The organism is uncultured Aggregatibacter sp., from assembly GCF_901873365.1.
In the GTDB taxonomy this organism is placed as follows: domain Bacteria; phylum Pseudomonadota; class Gammaproteobacteria; order Enterobacterales; family Pasteurellaceae; genus Aggregatibacter.
This window is the reverse complement of sequence record NZ_CABFLM010000119.1, coordinates 1-2543: the sequence shown is the minus strand read 5'-3', so window position 1 is coordinate 2543 and position 2543 is coordinate 1. Positions and strand designations below refer to the sequence as shown.

Sequence of the window (2543 nt, the reverse complement as noted above, 5' to 3'; positions counted from 1 at the left end):
TTTTTTCACAAAACTTGGAGAAATAGACATCAAAAAATAAGCAATTGCGTAGATATCTGCTTTAACACCATAATTTAAATCTCTATTTATATGAAATAAGCGGAATTTTAGTAGCCCAATTGTTTTTTTCCAATTTGCTCTGCGCTTATAAAAGTCGGAACTGCGTCTGAATTTCAACCCAATATAGTCTATATTGGCTAACTTACAGTTATTTAAGAATGCTTGATACCACAATAAAGTATCTTCCGCTAAAGCAACTTCCTTACTATACCTTCCCGCTTTATCAAAAAAAGTCTTCCTAAACATAGCTGTTGGATGAGCTATCGGATCCCGTTTTTCAAAAAATTGATATAACTCGTTATGAAAAAGAGGATATTCTACTTTATCATTGATAACACTATCATTTTCATCAATTTCACAAATCCAGCAACCAACCGCATCAACATCTACATGCTGTTGTAAGAACTCAAGCTGTACTTTAAAACGGTCTCTTTCAGCTATATCATCCGTATCCATTCTAGCAATAAAATTCCCCTTAGCAACCTTCAACCCTTCATTTAATGCTAAAGCAAGCCCCATATTTTTAGGTAATGGAACAGAGACTAACTTAGTTCCTATTTTTTCTTTCCAGTAGTTAATTGCTGAATACAAATGATCTGGTAAGACACCATCTTCAACCAAAATAATTTCATCGGGCCTTAAAGTTTGGTTAGTCCATATGCTTTCCATAGTTCTATGGAAATATTCTGCCTTCTCTTTATGATAAATAGACATTAACACTGAAACCATCATCCCCCCTGTTAATAATTTCTATCTAAAATCGATTGATATGGAGCAGTATCATAGTAAGTTTCAAAGAAAACAAAGTACTCATACATAATAAAATTCAATAAAAAATAAAAAAACAGAATTAAATACTTATATTTATAACTACTCTTCAAAAGCAAATTAACAGAAAATATATTAGACAACATAAATAACAATACAACCCTATGAAAAATATAAAAATTAAAAGATATAGCAATCGAAACAACAAGAAGCGAGTTAAGAATCATTAATGTATTATACCATTTAATATCTTTAAAATACTTCTTATCTAAAAAAAATAAAGAAAATACAACAAATGACTTTATAAAATACCTAACTATATTACTAATTGTTGTATGCAATCCATTATAATGCTCACTATACAAATAAGAATTAAACTTAGAAAATGAAAGAATATCAATTTTTACAAAAAAATCTCGCAAATCAAATGAAAAAAAGAACACAAAAATTAAAAAAACCAAAAGAGAATAATAAGCCTTATATTTAATATACCCCAATAAAAAAATAGCTGGTATTAGTAATAACGTTGATGAGTGAAACAAAGAAGAAATCAACAGCCAGAATAGGCATTTAAATTTCTTAAAATCACTAAAATACTCACTAACTCCATACACTGCTACACACATAGCAAGAAGCTGCCTAATTTGAGTAAATGAAGAAAAATAAAAAACTAATACATACGTTAAAATCACTAAAATCTTTACATTTAAATTAGATTCTTTATAGGAATAGATAAAAAATAATGTAAGAACGCCGACTACAAAAAAAACAAACTGCTCATCCAACTGGAGATATTTTATAATTTTATTGATAAAATAATACCCCCATTCAACAGAATATCCTGATTGATATTCATCTAAATTATGAAATATCCATACATAATTTTCATAATCAGCCCCAACTTTGTATCTCAACCCTGATACAGCAATAAGAATAGCAAAACTAGATATATAAAATATATAAAATCTCACTATCTTTGGATAAGTTTTACCAGTCATAAAATAAAATAAAAAAGGCATAAATACCAAATTATAAATTATGTATGTAGAAATATATCCATCCATTATATCTCAAGCACCTCTACACCTAACCGTTTGAATAGTTCATAACTTTCATTAACAACTTTCATAGGGATTATCAAATTATCCAATTCTTTTGGTAATATCGATATTAACTTCACACTAGATACATTTAATAAATTTAATATTGCCCCACTATAAAAAGTATAAATTATACATTTCTTATTATTAAACTCTTTGGCAAACAACTCCTCAAAAACTAATTTTGACTCAACATATGTAACATTCTCAACTCTGTAATCTTCTCTAGGATGAGGGATATAAAAATCAATATCTAACTTCTTAACTATTTTTTCGACGAAATCCTTATTTCTAATAGAGGAATTATAAAATGGTTGCCCTAAAAAAACTTTTATTATCTTCTCATCAGCTCTTACATTATCATAATTTTCCGTATTAAATATTGATACAATTTTTGTTTTATCGATAATGTTACTAATATTAGGATAAATAGTATAATGCAACAAACTTTTTTCCTTAACTGTATTCATTGTTGTTTTTATCCTTAATATAGCCCTAAGAATTTTAGTTCTATTTCTAACACTTCTACTATAAAATGCACTAGTTTTTATAATGTTTGCCGTACCATCATCAAAAGTATACAAATCTATATGCCCAATAGAATCGATTAACAAG

Annotated in this window: 3 protein-coding genes; all 3 read right to left on the bottom strand. The window is 27.6% G+C overall.

Translation table 11 applies throughout. The features are described 5' to 3' along the window. A partial coding sequence (locus QZ106_RS09770; RefSeq protein WP_295976636.1) for a glycosyltransferase occupies positions 1–774 on the bottom strand: 774 nt, incomplete at its 3' end. A 26-nt stretch (positions 775–800) separates the two neighbouring features. After that, a complete protein-coding gene (locus tag QZ106_RS09765) occupies positions 801–1892 on the bottom strand; it encodes an EpsG family protein (RefSeq protein ID WP_295976635.1) in 1092 nt (363 codons plus the stop codon). Beyond that, positions 1892–2543: glycosyltransferase family 52 (locus tag QZ106_RS09760; protein ID WP_295976634.1), on the bottom strand; the 652-nt coding region annotated here is incomplete at its 5' end. The genes QZ106_RS09760 and QZ106_RS09765, both read right to left, overlap by 1 nt.

What these genes read in the sequence shown, in the direction of transcription:
- QZ106_RS09765 (WP_295976635.1), bottom strand. Translation starts at nt 1,892, where the DNA reads ATGGATGGATATATTTCTACATACATAATTTATAATTTGGTATTTATG.